9 protein-coding genes are annotated in these 17,174 nt (G+C 57.5%); 5 read left to right on the forward strand and 4 right to left on the reverse strand.

Annotation, left to right across the window (positions count from 1 at the left end; genetic code table 11):
- Window positions 1–449: 449 nt before the first annotated feature.
- The 3 genes from CKW40_RS03790 to CKW40_RS03800 all read right to left on the reverse strand — a co-directional run bounded on the left by CKW40_RS03790 (window position 450) and on the right by CKW40_RS03800 (window position 6,909).
- Entirely contained in the window at window positions 450–5,027 is a 4,578-nt protein-coding gene (locus CKW40_RS03790) for an FkbM family methyltransferase (protein ID WP_143748244.1), read from the reverse strand.
- Window positions 5,028–5,350: 323 nt separating this feature from the next.
- Entirely contained in the window at window positions 5,351–6,091 is a 741-nt protein-coding gene (locus CKW40_RS03795; protein ID WP_095198607.1) for an ABC transporter ATP-binding protein, read from the reverse strand.
- A gap of 8 nt (window positions 6,092–6,099) precedes the next feature.
- On the reverse strand, window positions 6,100–6,909 hold the full coding sequence (locus CKW40_RS03800; RefSeq protein ID WP_095198608.1) for an ABC transporter permease: 810 nt from the start codon (window positions 6,907–6,909) through the stop codon (window positions 6,100–6,102).
- Window positions 6,910–7,274: 365 nt separating this feature from the next.
- Here CKW40_RS03800 and CKW40_RS03805 point away from each other — a divergent pair, with 365 nt between their 5' ends.
- The 4 genes from CKW40_RS03805 (at window position 7,275) to CKW40_RS03820 (ending at window position 13,220) form a co-directional block, all read left to right on the forward strand.
- Window positions 7,275–8,393 carry a glycosyltransferase family 4 protein gene (locus CKW40_RS03805; protein WP_095198609.1) on the forward strand — a complete coding sequence of 373 codons (1,119 nt, stop codon included), beginning with the start codon at window positions 7,275–7,277 and terminating at the stop codon, window positions 8,391–8,393.
- 1 nt (window position 8,394) lies between these two features.
- Window positions 8,395–9,510 (forward strand): glycosyltransferase family 4 protein, encoded by a 1,116-nt coding sequence (locus CKW40_RS03810; RefSeq protein ID WP_095198610.1) that lies wholly within the window; start codon window positions 8,395–8,397, stop codon window positions 9,508–9,510.
- 198 nt (window positions 9,511–9,708) lie between these two features.
- Window positions 9,709–12,045, forward strand: coding sequence for a glycosyltransferase (locus CKW40_RS03815; RefSeq protein ID WP_095198611.1), 2,337 nt, complete (start codon window positions 9,709–9,711; stop codon window positions 12,043–12,045).
- Between the two features lie 38 nt (window positions 12,046–12,083).
- Window positions 12,084–13,220 carry a glycosyltransferase gene (locus tag CKW40_RS03820; protein WP_095198612.1) on the forward strand — a complete coding sequence of 379 codons (1,137 nt, stop codon included), beginning with the start codon at window positions 12,084–12,086 and terminating at the stop codon, window positions 13,218–13,220.
- Here the strand turns inward: CKW40_RS03820 and CKW40_RS03825 are convergent.
- Window positions 13,217–14,956, reverse strand: a complete 1,740-nt coding sequence (locus CKW40_RS03825; RefSeq protein WP_179297821.1) for an FkbM family methyltransferase — start codon at window positions 14,954–14,956, stop codon at window positions 13,217–13,219. The genes CKW40_RS03820 and CKW40_RS03825 overlap by 4 nt on opposite strands.
- Window positions 14,957–15,553: 597 nt before the next feature.
- Here CKW40_RS03825 and CKW40_RS03830 point away from each other — a divergent pair.
- Window positions 15,554–17,155, forward strand: a complete 1,602-nt coding sequence (locus CKW40_RS03830; protein ID WP_179297822.1) for a glycosyltransferase family 4 protein — start codon at window positions 15,554–15,556, stop codon at window positions 17,153–17,155.
- The last annotated feature ends 19 nt before the right edge of the window (window positions 17,156–17,174 follow it).

Raw genomic sequence — 17,174 nt, forward strand, 5'->3', positions numbered from 1 at the left:
TACAGCCTCGCGCGATCGAATGACATCCCTCACAGATCGCTCGTTTCGAAGTTCTAATCCTCAGCCCCCGCTGCAATCATCGCATAGCGTGGAGTTGCAGCCATCGCCAGAGTTTTTTTGATTTCCGGTTGGGCAGAGCGTCAGGCGGCATGGCTACCGCTCCCCGCTTTAGCGCGCCGCCGGCTTCGGGAGACTGAACCGCCTGTCCTTGCGCGCAAAGCCGCAGTCAATCAGATGGCATCGATGGCTTCTGATTCGTGGCATGCATAAGACCAGTCAATCGCCTGAAGGGAGCAGGCAATCGGTGCTTGAGCGATACGGAGGCTCTACACCGCGCAGCCCTTGCGTATCTTTATCTCGACCTCGTAGAGCGGACTACCTGCCCTTCTTGCTCCTATGACGTCAGCTCCCATCCACACTGTGACACCTAAATCCGTCAGGGCATAGCGTCACGTATCGAACCCGGTTTCCCTACCGAGTTGCATCACCACATTGAAGAAGCGCTTGGACAAGACATTCCAGCTATGCTGCCCGACCCAAGCGAGCTGATCTTCCCTGCGTGCCAACAGTATATTGGGATCAGCGGCCCTCTCAGAGATGCAGTTGGCGATCTGTCCCGGCTCCGTCGACGGCATAAAATCCACCACAGACCGAACATCTTCGAAAATTGAGAGGGGCGAGCAGAGCACTGGAGTGCCTGACGTGAGGCATGTGCGGACTGCGGCACTGCTCGATTCAGTTGTATGCTGGTATGCCAAAACGATCAAATCGAGATTCGACAGAAGCTGCTGCAACTCCCCACCGGGGATGAAGTCGGTCCTAAAGACCACCGAGTCTCCAAGCCTCAATTGCTCTATCAGATCCTTGCACTGCGACGCATACCGTTGGGACCTTTCGTCCAATGCGCTCGTGTACAGATGCAAGCGATAGCGCGGTGCACCTTCGTTCAAAATCGACATCGCCCGTATCAGATTTTCAATGCCTTTATGCGGCAACAGAAAACCGAACGTTCCAATTTCGAAAATTGCACGATCCTGTTCCTTCGGACGAGGCTCATTCGCGGTTACAGCCACTCCATGTGGGAATAAGGTCGCGTTTCCAAGGAGGAAGGGTGACCGGCTCTTGATCGAGTTCAGATCATTGACCGAGTGAACGTAGATATGAACTCGCAAATCCCTAAAAGCCGCGATGTTTTTCCCGTTCAAATGATCGCAGAAATTGCTTGCGTTGTGCAGGAAGATGACGACTCTTTTGTTCCTTGCAGTCGACGCATCAACAATTTCGGCCAGACTATCTATGGTCATAAATGACGGCTGGTGCTGGATCACCACAACGTCGACCGACTCATCATTCGCCACGAGTTCGGCCAACCCGTCAACTTCACGTGGCCTCCAGGTACGCAGTATCTCGCAGTCGTCTGGACGCGTAAATTCTGTTGGGGTCGCTTGCGACGCATACACCTTCAGTTCGGACTTATCAAAACTGGAGACAAGATTGCGAACGTATTCAGCAATGCCACATCTGGTGTTCCAGCTAGAAACAATGCCAAGCCGAACCTGTGTGGAAGCGGCCAAGCCAGAGGGATTGCTTCGTAGGTCCTCCAAAAAACCTGCCGTGCGTTTTGCCACATGCGACCAACGAAACCTAGACAGCAAGCGTTCACGAAAGTCATCGACCATCGACATGCGCTCGTCAGCGTTGGTCTCGAACGCCTGTCGAAGCAAACGACGGAGGTGATCCACGCTGGGCTCCGCCCAATAGGAATCCGTCAACCCAAAATGGGTGCCAGCATACTGAAACGTATAGTCAATTAGCCAAGGGTAATCTTCTCCCAACATGTCCATATGACCGCCATGCCCGGTCGTTATGACTGGAACACCTGCGAACAACGCCTCCGCGACCGTAAGCCCGAATCCCTCGCCGCGGCTGGGCGCTACAACAGCCTGGGCGTTCGCATAAAGATCCGAAATCCGACCGTCATCCGCCCAGTCTTCATTGATCAGGACGATGGTTGGACAATCGCCATTCACCCGGTAGGCGGACACCAACGCCTCGGCATCATTGTGGGGATTCGGGAACGTCTTGATCACCAGTTCCACTGCTTCGTTGTTGGAAAATTCCTTGGCATAAGCCTCCAAAAGCACGTCGAGCCCCTTCCTAGGGAAACAACTCGAAATGTGAAGGAAGGTAAATTTTGTCGAGCTTCGTTGCCTGGGGGTTGAAACTCGCTCAGTCCCGAGATGATCAACGCCAAGGCCGGTCACCAGTACGGGAATTCGCAAGCCATGATCTAAAAGAATCTTTTTGACGTAAGCAGACATAACCGTGATGCCGCTGAGGGAATCATTAAAGAGATCAATGGCCCGGAGATCGAAACTCGACTCTTCCCAGCCAAACGAATGATATACATTGATATCCCCCGCCATTCCCGCAGCGGTTATCGGATAGGTGTACCGCAGCACGGTCGATGGTGCGAAGCCCGGCGGCTGCGAAGCGCGATAGAGGGACCACGTCGTCGCATCTACCTGACTTTCGCGTATGGAAAAATTGTCCCCCTCAGTAGGTGACGGGCCAAGGGCCACCTGCCCACCGAGACGCTTCAGATTCAGGGCAATTGCCCTGTTGACGATCGCGAGACTGTAGGAGCCGACAAAGGGACCCTGGACAATCACCGGCCCCGGAAATGGGTCATCCAAGGCCTGCAAGTCCAACTGAACACCCTTCAGCTTAGCGGCCTCAATCAGCCCCACAATTTCCGGTAAAGCTTCTTGAAACGCAGGTATGTGATTGTACGTCATGAATAGCCGACGCAAAGTAATCCAGCCTAAGTTACTTGAGTTGTTCTTCAATACTTCTCTAATATAGTGGACGACGCCCTGAACACTCTTGGTGCGGTATCGATCAACTAAGTCCGATGGAACCCCCAACATTTCGAACTTCTGGTACATTTCAGGAAAACGCTCCAGAACCCAGAGGTCTGCGTATTTCATCCACGACACGTTCATGTTTACGACCACAGCCGGCGAGCCGACCCAATAGGCCGGCCGCTCAAGGAGATGGTTTAGAACGTAGTTTGTGGAAGGCACACATGTGGGTAGAGACGTAAAGGGATCTCCCTTGGTGTTCTGAGTATATGCTGCAACGGCATGATCCTTGCGGAAAACGCAGCAATAGATAGCGGTAAAGAAATTGTCCGTGTTGGCGGCGATCTGCCACAAATGTCGCACGAAAACGCTGTCGGTCGGCTCAGCTATCGGCACTTGAGCGCGAATAATCCCCTCGACACCACCCGCTTGTTTGATGTCCATATTCGTGTACGAGTAGTTCGTATAGATGATCTCTGTCTCAGGGTGGCGCTCAATAGCGCCCAGGATCGCCCTGATCCCGTCTTCCATAACAATGTCGTCGTCCCCGACAATCCAGACGTACTTGCCGCGGGCATGGCCGGCGGTAACACCAAGATTTCCCAGCATTCCCACGTTCAACGGATTTTTAACATAATTAAAACTGTAGCGGCCCAACAAGTCGGACACGACCTTAGACGTATCATCTTCAGATGCATTGTCGCAGACGAGAACCTCCACTTTGTCGCCAAACTGACCTGCGAGAGTAAGCAGCGCCTCTAGAGAGTGCTTTAACCAAACAGCTCTATTGTAGGTCGTGATACAGATTGAGAGCAGTGGATACCCGTCAGCGCCGTATGGCTCTATTCTCACCTCCTGTTGATCGACAGCGGTGGCTGACCTGGCTAGATTGTTCCTATACCTCGCTTGGATTCCTCTGCCGGCATCTGGTCGAGAACGGCCCTGCTCGTTTGACGACGCGCGAAAGTCAGGGCGCGCCTGGCCAAACGCCAACATCTTTCGCTTTATTGGCGGCGCCACCGAAGCCAAGGCCAAGATGGCCGGCTTGGTAGTCGGATGACGTCGGACGAACATCAGCGCTGACTCAACTCGCGGTCGCAGCGCCTCTCTAGAGGCTAGGGTTAAATGCGAAACAGCACGTTTGTACGCAGCCGCCATTCTGGCCAGACTGGACATGCGAAGATACGCAACCTCTGCCCTAAGCGTGCCTATCTCTGTCTGGTATAGATTGATGCGTTCGCGATTTTCAGTCCTTATAGTTGCAATCGCAGACTTCAATCCAGCTTCAAATGACTTAGCGGTTGCAGATAGCGCTGCCGTCAGATCAGCTTCTCTCTGCGTCGCCAACTGAGCAAAGGTGCTACGTTCCACCTCGGATGAACGAAGCTTCTCAGCGGTGCCTTGCAGTTCTTTCTGAAGGTTCCCTGCTCTCTCGTGAGCCTCTTTGATTCTTGCACTAAGATCGACAACAAAAGGAGAGCGATCCGTCAATGAAAATTCGTCAAAGAAATTCGGTCCAGGGCCGAACGATTTAATTAGATCGTTATGATCTTCGTGAACATAGAATCGATTAAGGCCATCAAAATAGGAAAATATATATCCTCTTTTTATCGCCTCTTGCTCCCAGCTTTCATAGTTGACCTCGGGAGAGTTTGGGAAGGTGCTCTCTATGATCAAAACCCAAGGACGAATTGCCGACGATCCCCAGCTTTCCAGGGCATCTCGTTCCATTCCCTCGACATCCAATTTGAGCCAGTGAATGTCGCGCCCCTGAGCGTCCTCGAGAACAGAAGCCAATGTCCTGGTCGGCACGGTTATCTTGTTGGGCTTCCAGCCTGCCTGTCTGTGGATTTCAGCGTAGCTCGCCACCCCTGTGCTCATTCCCGTGTCTTCTATTTCGAAGAGATCGACTTGGTCAGGTATGCAACTTACGGCAGCTTCGACAACCAGTTCATCTGGCCTTGCCTCGCGCAGCCTCTGAACGAAGCCGTGAATCGGCTCCACATGAATTCCCCGCCAGCCACGTTCATAGAACGCGAGACTCACAGAATCTTTGATCGGGTCGTGCGCTCCCACGTCCACATAGTATCCGTTTCGGATATGCTTCAACGCGCGCCAAAGGATAACATCTTCGAAGTTCTGAGCGTATGATAGAAAGCTCAAATTGGTCCCTTTCGGCGAATACACGATTCTATAGACTGTCCGCGTGTCAGAGCTTCACCGAAAGCGGTAATTTGAAATGAACAAGACAGTCGTGTGGTTGGGCGGCTCAGCCGCATTTGGCCTCTGTGTTTTGCCGCGCCCGCGTGAAACCTAGCCGCAGAATTGACTGTTCCGCAAGTGATAAGTACGGCTGGCGTCACTGTTTCCACCCTCCGTGACGGGCGTAGAATGAACTGGCCACCTCAACCTGTCTAAGGGCATCTTGTAGGGCAGCCCTTGTGGGTCGGCTCCAGCATTTGTCACCCAATCGTTGAGCGGCCATGTCAGCCGAAATAGGCTGGCAGAACCTCATTGGTGGGACCATCCATGCGCACACGGCCATGTTCCATCCATAGAATGCGGTTGCAATTCTTTCGAAGCAGCTCGCGTGAGTGGCTGGCAAGGACAAGTATCTTGGTCGTCTCCACGATCTCGCGCAGCCGCCTGTCGGCCTTGTGCTTGAAGTCCTCGTCGCCGGTCGAAAGCCATTCGTCCATGACCAGGATTTCCGGCCGGATCGCCGTCGAGGTCGAGAACGCCAGGCGTAGCTGCATGCCTGACGAATAGGTCCGGAACGGCATGTCCAGAAAATCGCCCAGTCCGGTGAACTCGGCGATGTCATCGAATTGCTCGCGCAATTCGTTCGGCCGCATGCCCATCATCGCCGCCCGCAGCCTGATGTTCTCGCGGCCCGTCGCTTCCGGGTCGATGCCCAGCGAGATGTTGATAAGCGATACGCATTCACCGTGGATTGTGGCCGAGCCGCTCGTTGGCTTGTAGATGCCCGACAGCACGCGCAGCAGTGTCGTCTTGCCAGAACCGTTGTGGCCGATGAGCCCGATCCGGTCCCCCTCGTTCACGGCAAAGCTCACATCCTCCAGTCCGCGCACGATGACATGGCCATCGACCCGGCGGTCGATCGCGCCGCCCGTGGCGACGCTCAACACCCTGTTCTTGAGTGAGCGGCTTGCCGCGTTGAAGACCGGGAATTCGACCGAGACACCGGCCAATATGATGGAAGCCATAGCAGGGATCATAGCCAATAGGGGATGCGGTGACGATAACGGCCGAACAGCAACAGGGCGACCGTCCAGCCAACGATCGCAAACACGATGCACGCCATCCAGCTCGTCGCGGATGGAAGTTCGCCCAGAAGCGGATCCCTCACAACGCTGATGAGATGGTAGAAAGGATTGAGGTCCAGCAACAGCCGCGAAATGCCCTCGGGAAGCGTTCGCGGCATCCACATGATCGGGGTCAGGTACAAGATGACCTGCAGGAGATTCTGCATCACCTGCGTCATGTCGCGGTAGCGTGCGCACAGCACACCCAAAATGAGCATGATCCAGAGCAGGTTGAGCGACAAAATGACAAAGCCGGGCAGCGCAAGCAAAACGTCCCATGTCGGCATGCGCCCGACGGCCAGCAGGACGAGCGGGTATATGAGAATGTTGTGGCCCAGAATGATGGCGTTGCGGTAGAGCGTCCGCAGCACGTGCGTAAACAAGGGCATACGCACCTGAAGGATGATGCCCTCGGCCCCGATAAAGGCCATGCATCCCTCGTTGATCGACGACGAAATGTACCCCCAGAAGATCAAGCTGACGCAAATGTAGGGGAGAAACTCCTGCATCGGCGTGCGAAAGAGGGTGCCAAAGACGAAGCCGAGCGCGCCGATCAGCACGCCCATGTTGATGGTCAGCCAAAACGCTCCGACCCGCGAGCGCCGGTAGCGCTGGGCCACGTCCTGCCAACTGAACGTCGTCGCCAGGTGGTGTTTCTTCAGCGCGGCGCTTATGTCGGCGAAGGCTTCTGCGAGGACGCCCGTTTTAGTCGGCAGCATATGTCTCGATCATGTGTTCTGCCCAAGCCCGGCTGTGCGATACATTATTGCCCCGGCGACATCAAGTTGATGAACCGCCTTTATCAAACTCATCGAGCAAAGCACGAGCCACAACAAAATCTCACGGCGCAGGCCTTCCAATGAGATCCGTTGGGACTACGAACGGCCGCCGCATCGTCTCATCATGTCTGCGCTATTCCCTGCTCACGAGCTCGCGCTCGTCGCAGGCGATGTTGCAATGGAGTTCGACTCTGCTATGCGGAAGGAGCGCCGGGCTCATGAAAAGTCGGGATCAAGGCCCAAACCTGATATCGCGGCGAAATGCTTGCCGCCACCGCATACAGTTCAGTGTACCCAGATCGTAGATGAAAATCGGAATCGACGCACGCAACCTTGTGCCTGGCCTCACGGGTATCGGAAGATACGTCGTCGAGATGACGCGGGCGCTCGTCGCAGCCGGACACCGACCAATTCTCTATCTGCCCGAGTCGCCGGCCAACGGCCTCGGTGAGCTCGTTGGAGCCGATATGCGCGTGGCGGCTTTCCCAGGCGCTGCCGCTCGCATGATCTGGTCGCAGACGGCACTGCCACGCGCCGCGGCCAACGACGCGGTCGATGTCTTTTGGGGGCCAGCGCACCGGCTTCCCTTCCGTTTGCCGGCGCCGATGCCGCGGGTGGTCACAATTCATGACCTGGTTTGGGCCTATGCGCCCAAAACCATGCGTTGGCAGACATGGGGCGCGGAGCGCGCCTTTGTGGGCGCAGCAGTGCGCCGGGCTGATGCAATTGTGGTGGACTCGCATTCAACGGAAGGCGCGCTCCGCGAGAGGTACCCTAGCCTGGAAGCTCCCGTGACAACGATCTATCCCGGCTACACCCGCCTTGTGCCGGGCGACATTGCGGCCGTGCGCACGCGTTTTGGAATCGACCGGCCCTATCTGCTGTTTGTAGGGACCCTTGAGCCGCGCAAGAATCTCATTCGCCTTTTGCAGGCCTGGGCCAGCCTCGACCCGCAGGTCCGTTCCGGACATCTGCTGGTTATCGCTGGTGGGCAGGGTTGGCACCTCGGCGATCTTCGGTCTCGCCTGGCGGATCTTGGTATTTCCGATCAAGTGCGGCTCACCGGGTACCTGGATGACACCGATCTGGCATCGCTCTATGCTGGAGCTCGGGCGCTTACGATGCCGTCGCTCTATGAAGGGTTCGGCCTGCCCATTCTGGAGGCAAACGGTTTTGGGGTACCGGTTCTGACCTCCAACGTCTCTTCAATGCCCGAAGTTGCTGGCGCAGGCGCCTTGCTGATCGATCCGCTGTCAGTCAGCGATCTCACCGCAAAGCTGCATCAACTGCTGACCGACGATCGCGACCTTGCACGACGAGCCGCGATCGCCAAGGCCAACGCGGCGCGTTTCGACTGGCATCTCAGCGCAAGGCGTTTGATCGCGGTTTTCGATCAAGCCATTGCCAAGCGGAAAAGCCGCTGACATGCGCGTCCTCCACTTTTTCAAGACGTACTGGCCTGACACGTTCGGCGGCATGGAACGAGCAATCCATGCAATTGCCTGTGGAACGTCGAAACTGGGCGTTGAGCCAACGGTGCTTTCACTGAGCCGCACGCCGGAGAAGAACAGCGTCTTCTTCGACGGGCATTGGGCCTACAAGGCACGCCTCGATCTGGAGGTCGCTTCGACAGGTTTTTCGCTCGGTGCCTTCAAGCGCTTCGGCGAACTGGCGGCGCAAGCCGATGTCATTCACTATCACTTCCCCTGGCCCTTCATGGACCTGGTTCATTTCGGCATGCGGGTGCGAAAGCCAACCGTGGTCACTTATCAGTCTGATATAGTCAAGCAGAGCGCACTGCTGCAGATTTATCGTCCGCTGATGCATCTCTTCCTCAACAGCGTTGACCGCATTGTCGTGGCCTCGCCCAATTATCTGGAAACGAGCGCTGTCCTGCGAGGACGGCGTGCCAAGACAATCGTCATTCCGAACGGCCTGGACGTGAAGGATTATCCGGCCCCTTCCGAAGCACGGCTGCAACAATGGCGTGCGCGGTTTCCAGGCAAATTTTTCCTGTTCACCGGCGTACTGCGTTACTACAAGGGCCTGCATGTCCTGATCGAGGCGGCGCGCCTGAGCAGCTATCCGGTCGTTATCGTCGGCTCAGGTCCGATGGAGCAGGCCCTACACGGGCAAGCTGAAGTAGACGGCCTGTCGAATGTGCATTTTGTCGGCGCGCTGGAAGAAGCGGACAAGATCGCGCTTCTGACCCTGTGCAGCGGGGTCGTCTTCCCGTCCCATCTGCGCTCGGAAGCTTTTGGGTTGTCTCTTGTCGAGGCAGCGATGTTCGGCAAACCCATGATCTCTTGCGAGATCGGCACTGGCACAAGTTTCATCAACCTGGACAAGGTGACGGGATTGGTCGTCCCACCCGCCGATGCGCCGGTCTTGGCCGCAGCCATGGCTCAGATGTGGAAGGACCCGGACATGGCGAAACGCTTCGGGGAAAATGCAGTAGAGCGATATGAGAACCTGTTCACGTCCGAGAAAATGGCAATCTCCTATACGAAGCTCTACCAGGATCTCGTTCGGAATATCTAATATTTCCTTGGCGACAACAAATAAATCTGATGTCACCGCGCCTTTTACGTCGGGCGATTATAGCGATAATCAAGATTCCCCTCGGCTCTTATATTAATCAGAACTAAATATCGAATCGATCTCCGTGCGGCCTCACCCCATAGGCGCGATATCCCAGACCCTTTTCGCTTGTCATTTTCCGTTTGCAGCGAGTACGTAATGGCTAAGACTGCGCTGGGTTGCGGCATGGACAACTGCGAAATTGTATTCGATTTGAGATGCCTGCAAGACCCTTCCTACAAGGATCGCGGCGTCGGCAAGCTGTCGGCGAATCTGGTCAGGGCAGTCGGCCAGCTTCGCGAAAGGGTTGGAGTGTCGACTCTCGGGCTGGTCGATCCCGCCTTGCCGCCGCTCGAGGATCGTTTCCTTCATCTCGTCGATCGGGTTCGCAGCAACGCCTATCTGGGTGTCAAAGGATGTTCGACAGTGTTCTTCGAACTGTCCCCCATGACCCATGATCCGTTCTTCCTGGGCCGCATCGTGAACGACCCCGATATTCTCAAGCTCGCGATTGTCTACGACTTCATCCCGCTCATGAAGCCGGAACGTTACCTGCCAACGGCTTCCAATCGCCTCGACTATCACACCCAGCTGATCTGGCTTTCCCGCTACGATCATTTCTTCCCCATATCGCAGCATACATCCGACGAGCTGCAACGCCTTCTCGGCGTAGACCCGTTGCGCATTACCAAGACCGGAGCGCCGATAGACAGCGCCTTCGAGCGCGCCGACGCATCCGGGCGGCGGGAAAGATTTTCCGAGCGTTATGTTCTTGCTTGCGGCGGAGCCGAACCTCGAAAGAATGTCGAGTGCCCGATCCTCGCTCATGCCGGAAGCGCCGTGATGCAAGACGCCGGCATCCGGCTCGTGGTCAACGGGAACTACCCGCCGGTTTGGCAGGCAATCTTGCGCGATTTGTACACCGGCAATGGCGGCAGGCCCGAGCTTCTCGTCTTCCCTGGTTTTGTCGACGAAGATGAACTCGTATCGATCTACCGCGGCGCGCTTTGCACGGTCGTTGCAACGCACATGGAAGGGTTCTCGATTCCGGTCGTCGAGGCAATGGCGGCCGGCTCAGCGGTAATCGCGTCTGCCATCCCGGCTCACAAGGAACTGATCGGGCGCGACGATTTGATGTTTTCTCCGGATAACGCGGAGGAACTCAGAAAGAAGCTCGAAGCGATTGCCGTCGATCAGGCTTTGCGCACCGAGATCGTCCAGGATCAGTCGACACGGTGGCAGCGGTTTCGGGCCGACAAGATCGCTGGTGAATTCTGGTCGACGGTGGGCGATTTGATTACGCGCCGTCAGCCGAAGCCCACCGTGCTTAGAGGTGCACGACCACAAATTGCGTTCCTCAGTCCGATGCCGCCTGACCAATCAGGGGTTGCGGACTATTCCGCCGCATCGATCAAAGAGCTTGGGAAACTGGCCGATGTCCATGTATTCTCAAGACTCGCGCCTATGACCACACCTGATGGAGCAGCATCGGCGCAGCAGATCACCACCCTTCCCTGCTTGTCTTCGGGCTTTGATCGCGTGGTTGGGGTGGTAGGGAACTCACATTTTCATCTGGAAGTGTTCCAGCTGCTTGAGCGCTATGGCGGCGCTTGCATCGAGCACGACAATCGCCTCCTCGGCTTCTATGCAGGGCTCTTCGGGCGGTCGCGCACCTGCGCCGTTGCGGAACGCGAGCTCGGGCGATCTGTAACCGAGGACGAAATCATTTCTTGGCTGCAGGATGAGTCGAGGCTGCGGGCAACGTTTCTCGGGGAAATCGCCGAATGGGCTTCGCCGATGTTCGTCCACTCGCGGGTGACGGCCCGGATTGTTCAAGAGCGTTTTTCCAAGACGGCGGTCTACCTACCTTTTTCCATCTATCGGCAATGGGAGAATGATCCGACCGATCAAAGGTTGAAATCGGCAGCCAGACAGAGTCTCGGCATCGCCGCAAAAGAATTCGCAATCGTCTCTCTTGGTTTTGTTCACTCCACGAAAGCGGTCGAAGAGTGCATTTGGGCTGTTGACCTCGTGCGAAGCTGGAACATTCCGGTAAAATTATATTTTGTTGGCGAGCTTGCAGGAGATGAAGGGCCTTTCAAGGATATGGTCTCCCAGCTCGGCTTGACAGATCATGTAGTGTTTTCATCGAGCTTTATCCGTGAGACGCAATATCGAGACTATTTGCTCGCGGCTGATGCAGCGATTCAGTTGAGAACCCATCGCTTCGGAGGCTTGTCCGGCGCACTGCTCGACTGCATCACCGTTGGGCTGCCCACCGTTACAAACGAGGACTTGGCTATGGCGATGGAGGCTCCGACATACGTCGCTACCGTGCCAGATCACCCGAGCCCGGTTCTCATCGCAGAAGCGCTGGCCGGGATCAGCCAGGCAGGCGTCAATCGGTCTCAATTCGATGAGGAGCGGCGACGCTACTGCGAAGTTCGTAGTTTCAAGAACTACGCACGGCTGCTGTGCGAGGGGCTTGGATTCTGAGACTGTCGCCGATCGCCAAGGACCGTAAGAGAAGAGCATTGTCACAAGCCCCAATCTTCGTCGATCTGACCGAGTTGACGAGCCATCCGTTACGCACGGGGATCCAGCGGGTAGAACGCGAGATTTTGCGCCGCTGGAGCGGTCCGCGGCCGCTCGTCCCGTGTCGGTTCGACTCGGAGAAAGCGATTTTCTGCCCGCTCCCCGAGACGGTGGTGGAAATACTCACCGGCGACGGCGAGCACTCCGTAGAGGATGAAACAGAACGACTTCTGCCACATCTCCAGAAGGGCACGCCGATTTCCATGACCGACCTCAAAGCCGGCCTGCACAACCCCGAGGTGTTTTTCGACCTGCAACGCGCCGAAGCATACCGGGCCTTGTGCCGTGAGGGCACCGCCTCGGTCAGTTGGCTGGTGTACGATTTCCTACCCTATCTTCATCCGCAGGACTGGGAGCCGCGTACGACAGGGCGACTGATGCACTATGTGCGTGCGCTTCGCGAAGTACCGCGCGCAGCGTTTATCAGTGAACAGACCCGCCACGAGTACGTGCATCGCGTCATACGAAAGGCTGGCCGCGCAGGTCCCGCGATCCCGCTCGGAGGCGATGGCATTGCGATGCCCCGGCAAACGTTCGACGCCAAAAAGCGGATGTTCACATATGTCGGGACGATCGAGCCGAGGAAAAACGTTGCCGATATTCTCGAGGCCTTCGAACTGGTTTGGCAGCAGGAAGTCGACGTCGAATTGACCATCATTGGTCGGATAGAAAGCCGATCGACACGCGAGCCTGGGATCCTGGAACGCCTCAAGGCCGAACCGCGGTTCAGATATCTGGGTCACGCTAGCGATGATGCGATCCGGCAAACCCTGCAAAAAACCAGAGCAACCCTGTTTGTCAGTTCACTGGAGGGCTTTGGCATCCCGCCCTATGAAAGCCTGGCAAGCGGCATTCCGGTCATTGCATCCGCGAACCTGCCAAGCCTCGACGTGTTGCCGCGAGGCGGCCGCGTCGTCCTCGACGAGATAAGCCCCGAGGCGATTGCGAGCGCGGTGCGTCAACTGCTTGATGATCCGTTCGCGGAAAGGCTTTGGGGTGAGGTGACGAGACTGCGAATACCGACTTGGGACGGGTTTGTGCAGACACTCGCATCGTGGCTGCACGACGCAGGCTAACGTCCTCGCGGCGGGTTTGACGCGATCGTCAGGGCGAGCGCTTCCAGGCTCCTCACGAGTTGAGCCTGCTCCTGCCGCAACGCCTGGATGTCATCCGAGCGTGCATGATTATCCAGGCTCCTCACGAGTTGAGCCTGCTCCTGCCGCAACGCCTGGATGTCATCCGAGCGTGCATGATTATCCAAGCTCCTCGCAAGCTGAGCCTGCTCCTGTCGCAACGCCTGAATCTCATTCGAGCGCGCGTGATGAAGGGCCTCTTGTGAGCGATCGAGGCGTTCGTGGACGGGCTGCAACAGAAATGTTCTGATCCGCCACATGACCGGACGCACGAAAGGCCTGAAAAGGACCTTGTAGACACCGAGAGCCCCCTTCTTCACGGTTGAGCGCAGGCGACCTGGAGCAGGGCTGGAGGGCGGCTCATAGCTGGCTGGTGAAACCATGGAACTCTCCGCAGGAGTGACAGCAGCCGCGTTATCACGACCGACAGTATGATGAAACCGGCGTAAAAGCCGCGCCAATGGCAGAACGCTCCCCAGGGCGCGCGGCCCCCCCTCATCGCGAAGCTCAAGGACGATACGATCGTAACGCGCGGCAAGAGAGGTCGCGGAAGCGAGTGAATGACGTTCCTGCTCCAGCTGCCTGGACAGGGCGGCAATATGGGCCGCCAGGCGCCTGCCGTCCTCCTCCGCCCGCTCGCGTTCTTGCTCCAGTTGCTTGGACAGGGCTGCCGCGTGGGCCGTCAGGCGCATGCCCTCGGTCCCCGCCTGCTGCTGTTCTTGCTCCAGCTGCGCGGACAGGGCTGCCGCTTGTGCTGTCAGGCGCTTGCGTTCGGCGTCCGCCAGCTTTTGTTCCCGCGCCAGGCGTTTGGACAGAGCCGCTGCGTGGACTGTCAGACGCTGGCTTTCAGCCTCCGCCCGTTCAATTGCCGCCGTGAGCTCAGCCGATCGTTCTTGAATGTCCGCGCTCTTTTGGCGTTGAGCTTCGCATTCCGCGGAGAATTGATCTCGCTGCGCAATGATCTCACTGCGTTCGGCCGTCAGTTGCTTGACTGCCACGCCTGAATGCCATTGTTCGAATGTCAAATGGCCGTCGAGAACGTTTACCGGCACCTGGAAGTGGCGGAGCAGCTCTTTGCTCTCTGCCCTCACATAAAAGACATTGATGCCGTCGAAATACGCACGCAGGAACCCGTTTGCGAGCAGGACAGGCTCCCAATTCTGATTGACGAGTTCGTTCGACCATGGGGCAGTCGCTTCAATCACCAGCACCAGCGGTCGAATCAAGCGCCAGTCTGTCGCTCGAATGATTGCAGCTTCCGACCCTTCCGCATCGATCTTGAGAAAATTGATCTCTTGTCCGATGGCATGCTGGGCGACCAGGCTGTCGAGCGTCACAGCCCGGACTCGAAGCATCTCTCCTTCGCCGTCCGCCGTGACCGGCCCCTCGGCCACTTTGGACATGCCGGGATCGGATTGATTCTCGAAGAAATCAACTTCACCCTCCTGATCCGTGACGACGGCCCTTACATTTGTGTCGCGCGGTCGTTCCCGCGCCAGCTCGTCGAAGACCGCTCCCGGTTCGACATTTATGCCGGACCATCCGCGATCGTAGAAGGTCTTGGTGACGGATCCTATGGTTGGGTGATAGGCGCCGATGTCGATGTAGAAACCGGTCGCGGCATCCTTGAAAACGCGCTCGAGCAAAACGTCTTCACAATTTTGGGCGTAGCTGATCATAGCGGGCGCTGCCGGTGGGGGCGTTGCGTCGGCGCCCATGGTTTTTCCTTAGATCTCATTCGAATCGAAAAAGCTCCATTGGTCCCGCAGCTTCGCTGTCTAACTTAGCTGAAGCCGGCTGACATTAGTGGGAAACTCTCAACCGAGGTAGGTCGGCTGCCCCCTTTGGACCGTCAATCGGCACGCCACGGCTGCGATGGACGGCAGTGACCCCGCATAGCTCCAGCACGGCTCTTGGTCGGATCAATCTGGCCAGATTTTTCATCTCAATTCACCTCTTGGGATTGCATCGTCCGTGCTACCCCTTTGACGATCCGTGCGGTCGGCTCCGCCTGCGCTTTGCTGGTGGCATGCTGCCGTGTCCGAAAATTGTCGAACTGCTTGCTGAAAGCGGGACATCGGCTAAAACCCCGCCAATGGATCAGGGCATTTCTCCCATACGCGGCTTCGCGATCTGCACGGCGCCACGGTCGGGCAGCAATTTCCTGTCGTAGCGCTGATAAGTTATAGAGTTGGCGCCATGCGCCGTGGACTGCCCGAGCGGACAGTTCGTCGTAAGGAGCCAGCCGATCCATGACCTTCGAACAGCCGCTGACGGTGCTGATCGCCAACATTTATCTGACAGGCCGGTCGGGAACCGAGATCGTCACCCGGGAGGTCGCCTTTGCCCTCTTGCGCGCCGGGCACAGACCGATCGTCTATGCACCAGGGCTGGGACCGATCGCGGAAGAGATCCAGGCTCGCGGCATACCTGTCACCGACGACATCTCGACCATCGCCGCAGACATCGACATCATCCACGGCAACCACACCCAGGTTACCGCGATCGCCACGGCGCGCTTCCCGAATGCCCCGGCACTCTACTTCGCACACGATTTCGTCGCCTGGCACAGCGCCCCACCGCTTCTCGCCAACGTCTGCAGATACGTGGCCGTCGACGACACGGTTGCCGAACGGCTGCAGTTTGAAGCCGGCATTCCGGCCGACCGTATCGTCACGCTGCTCAATGCCGTCGACACCGACCGTTTCGTGCCCGGGCCGCCGCTGCCGGAACGTCCGCGCCGAGCCCTGGCTTTCGCCAAGAACACGCAGCATTTGCACGCGGTGCGGGCCGCCTGCGCGGAGCGCGGCATCGAGCTGGACGCGATAGGAGCCTCCATCGGCAGCATCGTCAGCGAACCCGAAACGCTGCTGCCGCAATATGACCTCGTCTTCGCTTCGGCGCTAAGCGCTCTCGAAGCCATGGCATGCGGTCGCGCTGTCATCGTTTGCGACGGCCGCGGCCTTGCCGGAATGGCTCGTTCCGAGACTTGGGATGGATGGCGGCGGCGCAACTTTGGATTGCGGGTGCTGCAACAGCGCCTGTCGCCCGAGGCAATCGCAGCCGAGATCGACCGCTACGATGCGGTCGACGCCGCGGAAATCTCGAAGAGAACCCGCCAAGAGGCAAGCATGTCAAAATGGTTGAATGCTTGCCTGTCGCTCTATGGCGAAGCAATCAGCCAAAACCGCGCCGCACCTGCGGACAAGGACGAGCTGAACCTTTCACTGGCGCGTCATATGCAGACCTGGCTGCCGAAGCCTGGACCGATATGGCCGTGGATGACGGAGCGTGAGGATCTGCTGGGGCAACTGGCTCGCGTGCAGGCCGAGTTGGAACTGGCCGAGTTGGAACTGGCCGAACTGGCACAGGCCAAGCTGGAGCAGGCCGAGCCGGAGCCAACCGAGCCGGAGCAGGCTGGGCTGGAACCGGTCGAGGCGAACAAAGTGGTATCATGCGCCCAGGCCGACGACCCCGAAAGATTTGTGCGCCTGACGGGATTCTCCGCGGTTGAACACTGGGGAGTCTGGACTGACGGCGACCTGGCGACAGTCGAATTCAAAATCTCCTCCGCGGCTGCGCCAACCTCGTTAAGACTGGGTCTGGTGCCGTTTCTTCATGAGAACCATCCGGAAGTCGTCGCTGAGCTTTTCATCAACGGAATGTGGATTGAACGACGGGTGTTCGGACCGACTGCTGGTGCGCCGCTTTTCCGTCCGCAAGACTGGCAGGTAGCCTTGCCATCCGAAGCTGCGCTGAACCGGAGGCTCACTGTGGGCCTGCGGATTGAGAATCCGGCAAGTCCACTGCAGGTGGGTCTGTCGGGCGATCGACGGCGGCTTGGACTGGGGCTGTGCCTGATCGAACTTGGCCAATGAGGTCCTGACCTTCGGCCAG

Source organism: Mesorhizobium carmichaelinearum (assembly GCF_900199455.1).
Taxonomy (GTDB): Bacteria; Pseudomonadota; Alphaproteobacteria; order Rhizobiales; family Rhizobiaceae; genus Mesorhizobium; species Mesorhizobium carmichaelinearum.